The sequence below is a fragment of the Halochromatium sp. genome (assembly GCF_046541315.1).
GTDB lineage: Bacteria > Pseudomonadota > Gammaproteobacteria > Chromatiales > Chromatiaceae > Lamprobacter.
This window is the reverse complement of the sequence record NZ_JBKHDN010000182.1, coordinates 1-5,539: the sequence shown is the minus strand read 5'-3', so window position 1 is coordinate 5,539 and position 5,539 is coordinate 1. Positions and strand designations below refer to the sequence as shown.

The 5,539-nt window shown below is 67.0% G+C and carries 5 protein-coding genes; all 5 read right to left on the bottom strand.

The features are described 5' to 3' along the window. Positions 1 to 2,881 (bottom strand): DNA polymerase I (gene polA, locus ACLFQI_RS11050; protein WP_410759315.1); only part of this gene is annotated, 2,881 nt, incomplete at its 3' end. Further along, positions 2,881 to 3,621, bottom strand: coding sequence for a 16S rRNA (uracil(1498)-N(3))-methyltransferase (locus ACLFQI_RS11045; RefSeq protein ID WP_410759314.1), 741 nt, complete (start codon positions 3,619 to 3,621; stop codon positions 2,881 to 2,883). The genes ACLFQI_RS11045 and polA, both read right to left, overlap by 1 nt. 230 nt (positions 3,622 to 3,851) lie before the next feature. After that, a complete protein-coding gene (locus ACLFQI_RS11040) occupies positions 3,852 to 4,205 on the bottom strand; it encodes a TusE/DsrC/DsvC family sulfur relay protein (RefSeq protein WP_410759313.1) in 354 nt (117 codons plus the stop codon). A gap of 202 nt (positions 4,206 to 4,407) precedes the next feature. Continuing rightward, positions 4,408 to 4,875: a DUF302 domain-containing protein gene (locus tag ACLFQI_RS11035; RefSeq protein WP_410759311.1), complete on the bottom strand. Its 468-nt coding sequence runs from the start codon at positions 4,873 to 4,875 to the stop codon at positions 4,408 to 4,410. Between the two features lie 59 nt (positions 4,876 to 4,934). Continuing rightward, positions 4,935 to 5,483, bottom strand: coding sequence for a hypothetical protein (locus ACLFQI_RS11030; RefSeq protein WP_410759317.1), 549 nt, complete (start codon positions 5,481 to 5,483; stop codon positions 4,935 to 4,937). Positions 5,484 to 5,539: the final 56 nt, after the last annotated feature.

Sequence of the window (5,539 nt, the reverse complement as noted above, 5' to 3'; positions counted from 1 at the left end):
AGTGCGCCTCGTCCCAGTTGTCGCCGATACCGACCTCGACCAGCAGCGGCACCGCCAGCTCGGCGGCGTCCTGCATCAGCGCGCGGATCCGCTCCGCGGCCGATGCCGTCGCCCCCTCGGCGACCTCGAACACCAGCTCGTCGTGTACCTGCATGATCATCCGCAGCGGTGGCTGCTCGCGGCGAATCCAGGCGTCGACGGCGATCATCGCGCGCTTGATGATGTCGGCCGCGGTGCCCTGCATCGGCGCGTTGATCGCGGTGCGCTCGGCGGCGCTGCGCAGCTGATGGTTGCTGTGGCCGATATTGGTCAGATAGAGCCGGCGACCGAACAGGGTCTCGACGTAGCGATCCTGGCGCGCCTGCTCGCGGGTCCGGTCCATGAAGGCGCGTACGCCGGGATAACGGGCGAAGTAGGCGTCGACATAGTCCTGCGCCTCCTGACGCTCGATGCCGAGCTGGCGCGCGAGCCCGAATGCGGACATGCCGTAGATGAGGCCGAAGTTGATCGCCTTGGCCGAGCGGCGTTGCTCGCTGCTGACCGCCTCGGGCGCGAGGCCGAGGATCTCGGCGGCGGTGGCGCGGTGGATGTCCTGACCGGCGGCGAAGGCGGCGAGCAGGCGTTCGTCGCCGGAGAGGTGCGCCATGATGCGCAGCTCGATCTGCGAATAGTCGGCGGCGAGGATGCGGTAGCCCGGCTCGGGCACGAAGGCGCGGCGGATGCGCCGGCCGGCCTCGCTGCGGATCGGGATGTTCTGCAGGTTGGGGTCGCTGGAGGAGAGCCGGCCGGTCGCGGCGACCGCCTGATGATAGCTGGTATGCACGCGGCCGGTCTCGGGATGGACCATGGCCGGCAGCTTGTCGGTATAGGTCGAGCGCAGCTTGGTCACACCGCGGTGCTCGAGGATCAGCCGTGGCAGCTCGTGGCCGTCCTCGGCCAGCTTCTCGAGCACCGCCTCGGAGGTCGAGGGCACGCCCTTCGGGGTCTTGACGAGGATCGGCAGTCTGAGCTGCTCGAAGAGGATGGCGCCGATCTGCTTCGGCGAGCCCATGTTGAAGCGGCTGCCGGCCTCGGCGTAGGCGCGCTCGGCGAGGTCGGCGGCGCGCTCGGCGAGATCGCGGCTCTGCGCCTCGAGTTCCTCGACATCGACCCGCACGCCGGTGCGCTCGATGCGCGAGAGCACCGGCACCAGCGGCAGCTCGATCTCGCGGTAGATGCGCGTCAGGCCGGGCAGGGCCTGGATGCGCGGCCAGAGCGCCTGATGCAGCCGCAAGGTAAGATCGGCATCCTCGGCCGCGTAGGGTGCCGCGCTTTCGAGCGGGATCTGATTGAAGGTCAGCTGCTTGGCGCCCTTGCCGGCGATGGTCTCGAACCTGATGGTGTTTGCGTCGAGGTATTTCCTCGCCAATGAGTCCATGTCGTGCCGGGTCGCGGTGCTGTCGAGCACATAGCTCTGCAGCATGCTGTCGTGGGCGATGCCCTGTAGCTCGATGCCGGCGCGGGCGCAGACGCTCATGTCGAATTTGAGGTTTTGGCCCAGCTTGGGGCGTTCGGGGTCCTCGAGCAGTGGCTTCAAGGCGTTCAGGACCTGATCGCGGTCGAGCTGCTCCGGCGCGCCCGGATAGTCGTGGGCGAGCGGGATATAGGCGGCCTGATGCGGGCTGACCGCGACCGAGACGCCGACGATCTCGGCGCGCATGTAGTCGAGCGCCGTCGTTTCGGTATCGAAGGCGATCAGCTCGGCTTGGCGCAGGCGCTCGAGCCAGGCGTCGAATTCGGCCTGGGTGAGGATGGTTTGATAGTCCGCCGTGGGCTGCCGGGGCTTGTCGGGCGCGTGCTCGCCTGCCGCTGACCGGTCGGCCGCGTTTCCATCGGCGCTTGCAGCGCTGCCCAGACCGTTGCCGCCAAGCGGGTCTCCCGACAGGCCTGCCTCCAGCCCGCCCGCTGTGCCGCCCGTTGTGCCGCCCGTTGTGCCACCCGCTTGAGCATTTGCTGCGCCGGTGGTCCCTTCCTGCGCGGCGCCGGCACCGCCATTCAAGCTCGCCAGCAGGCGCTTGGACTCGATCCGCTGGTACCAGGCGCGCAGGGTTTCGCGGTCGGGCTCGCCGGGGCTGAGATCAGTCGGTTCCAAGTCCAGCTCGACATCGCGTTTGATCGTCGTCAGCGCGCGCGCGAGCGGGAGCTGGTCGAGCGCCGCGCGCAGGTGTTCGCCGACCTTGCCCTTGATCGCGTCGGCCTGGCCGATCACGCCATCGAGGCTGCCGTATTGCTCGATCCACTTGGCAGCGGTCTTCGGGCCGCACTTGGGCACGCCGGGGATGTTGTCGCTGCTGTCGCCCATCAGGCTCAGATAGTCGATGATGCGCTGCGGCGGCACGCCGAACTTGGTCCGCACGCCTTCGGGGTCGAGGACGCTGCCGCTCATGGTGTTGATCAGGGTGATGCGCTCGTCGACGAGCTGCGCCATGTCCTTGTCGCCGGTCGAGATCAGGGTGTCGAGTCCCTGTGCGGCGGCCTGGGTGGCGAGGGTGCCGATCACGTCGTCGGCCTCGACCTCGGGGATCTCGATCAGCGGCAGGCCCATCGCTTGGATGATCGCCTTGAGCGGCTCGAGTTGCGCGCGCAATTCATCCGGCATCGGCGGGCGCCCGGCCTTGTAGTCGGGATAGAGCGCGTCGCGGAAGGTCGGGCCGGGCGCGTCGAAGACGACGCCGATGTAGGCCGGCGCGGTCTCGTCGATGAGCTTGCGCAGCATGTTGAGCACGCCGATCAGCGCGCCGGTGGCCTCGCCTTGGGAATTGGTCAGCTTCGGCAACGCGTGATAGGCGCGAAAGAGATAGCCGGAGGCATCGACGAGAACGAGCGCGTATTTGGATGGCATTAGTCTTCGACGGGCCTGAAATCGCCCCACAGGGTTTGTATCGCTGCGATCGCGGCAAGCGGCGCGGTTTCCGTGCGGAGCACCCTGGGTCCCAGCCGCACCGGCGTGAATCCGTGCGCTTGGGCCTGCTCGCGCTCCTCGGGCGTCAGGCCGCCTTCCGGACCAATGAGCAGGCTGACTGGCTGCTGTGGTGGCGGCAACTCGGGGAGGGTCTTGGCGGCGGCGTGATGGAGCAGGATGCCGCCCGGGGACGCTTGGCCGAGCCAGTCGTCGAGCGTTGCCGCGGTTGCGATCGACGGCAGTCGCCGGCGCCCGCTCTGCTCGCAGGCGGCGATCGCCACCCCTTGCCAGTGCTGAGTGCGTTTGGCCAGGCGCGCGCCGCTCAGCCGCACCAGGGTGCGCGTCGAGAACAGCGGCTGGATGCCGCTGACGCCGAGTTCGACCGCCTTCTGGATGGCGAGATCCATGCGTTCGCCGCGGGAGATGCCGAGCGCGAGGGTGATGGCCAAGACCGGCGCCGGCTCGGGGGCGCCGACGCTGAGGATGCGCGCCGCGACCTGATTGCGCGTGCTGGTCTCGATCTCGGCGCGGACATCGCGCCCGTCGCCGTTGAAGAGGGTCAGTGCCTCCCCGGCGCCGAGGCGGAGGACTTGAGCGGCATGTTTCGCCGGACGCGGCTCGAGTTCGATGCATGCGCCGACGCTGAGTGGCTGCTCGGTGTAGAGGCGATTCTCACGCATGCTGGGTTCGGTCGGGTGCTGTTAGCTTGGGGTCGCCGATCGGAGTGATTGCGCCCATGCGGGCATCGCGTGCGGGCCTTCAAAAGGCCGCCAGCATACTGCAATCGGCGGGAGGGAGTCTGCATGAGAAGGCGCCCGGAAGCGAGGTCCGCGAGCGCCTGATCGACGGGCTCGGGGCAAGGCCATTGGCCTGCCGCGAGCGGGACGTTGGGCGATTGACGGAAATCGCCTTAGCAGGAGTGGCAGTAATGGTTCGGCAAGCCGGCGATGCGGCAAGCCTGTTTGCAGCCGCCGTTGGGGAACAGACCCTCGAGCTTCTTGCGCGTGCAGGGGGTGTGCTCGGAGACCTTCTCGCCGATCGCGCGGATGATCACCTTCGGCGAGGGTGGAATCTCGTGGAAGGCATAGTATTCGCGCAGGAATTCGATCACGGTCCAATGGCACTCCGTCAGGCGGAGCCCTTCTTCTTGCGCCATCGCATAGGCGAGATCGTTGTCCCAATCGTCGAAGCGAGCCAGAAAGCCTTGTTTGTTGAAGAGGACGTCGCGCCCGGCCATCTCGCCAACAGTATTCATCGCAGTCATCGGTCTACTCCTCCACCCGCGGTGGGTGGATCTCCCGGGGTTTCGGTTCGGGTTGCCGTTGGTGGTCCATCGGCTTATTGGTGTATTAGTGAGTTGTGGAACAGCATTCTTGGCTGCTGTCAAGGAAATATAGACCTTTCTGGCGCGTTTTGCAGGGGAAAAACCACTGTCGAGATCAATCGTCGAACACTGGGGGGCCGGACTACCAGCTGATGGCCTCTTCGGCGATCTCTTGCAGCATCGTCGCGACCTCTTGCATGGCCGGGCTTGCCTCGGTCTCGGAGTCCGGGATCTGACGATGGGCGACATAGGTGGTGCCGGCCTCGTCAGGCAGCGTGTAGACCGCGATGATGAACGGGCAATTGACGATCCGGCGCGGGTCTTCGCGGATCATCTTGCGCGAGAGCACGGCGCTGCAGAACTCAATCGAGTCCGCCTGACCGAAGAGGGCGTCGCCGAGATCGAGGTCGGCGCCGGTGCGCTCGAGCATCTCGTTCATGTGCATCACGTTATTGATAAACATGCCGCGTTGTTGAATGGCCAGCTCGAGGCCATCCATCACATCGGCAAAGCGGTTCTCGGTGGTGTAGACCGCGTACTCATCGGCCAGCGCCGGGCTGGCGATGGAGAACAACAGCAGGCCGAGTATCAGCCCCTGAAACTGGATCATGGGCGCTTGCTCCTGAAATCGGTCCCGCAGCGGACCCGCCGCCGCGGGTAGGTCGCGGGTCAGTATTGGTCCATGGGGCGGAAGGCGGGCGCCGGCGGCCAGCCCTCCTCGTTATCGCCACCGCGGCGGCCCTCGGGCGGCTGCGGCCGGCCCTGGGGGGCGTTGCGCGATTCGAGTTGTTCGATGCGTCGCTTGAGGGCCTCGATCTCGCGGTCCTTGGCGTTCTCGCCGGAGCCGGAGCCGGAGCCGGAGCCAGAGCCGGAACCGGCACCGGAGCCAGAACCCGCGCCTGGCGTCGGCTGGGCCGGCGCTGTCTGCGACGGCGGGGCGCCATAGCCAGGCGCGCCATAGGCGGGGGCCTGATGGCCATAGCCGGGCGCGCCATAGGGCCCGTAGCCATAGCCACCATAGGGGCCATAGCCAGGGACGCCATAGGCCCCGGGACCATAAGGCCCCCATGGACCCTCGTCGTAATAGCGATCGTTATCATCGCCGCCGAACCAGCGGCCAGGGTTGAACATGTCGCCAAAGCCGGTCGCCTGGACGGCGGGCGCGGCAATGACGAGAACGGCCGTTAAGGCCATGGTCTTGCTAACGGGGCGTGGCACGATTGACAAAGCGAGATCCTCCATCCGGGTCATTGAGCCGATCATCGTTCTATAAG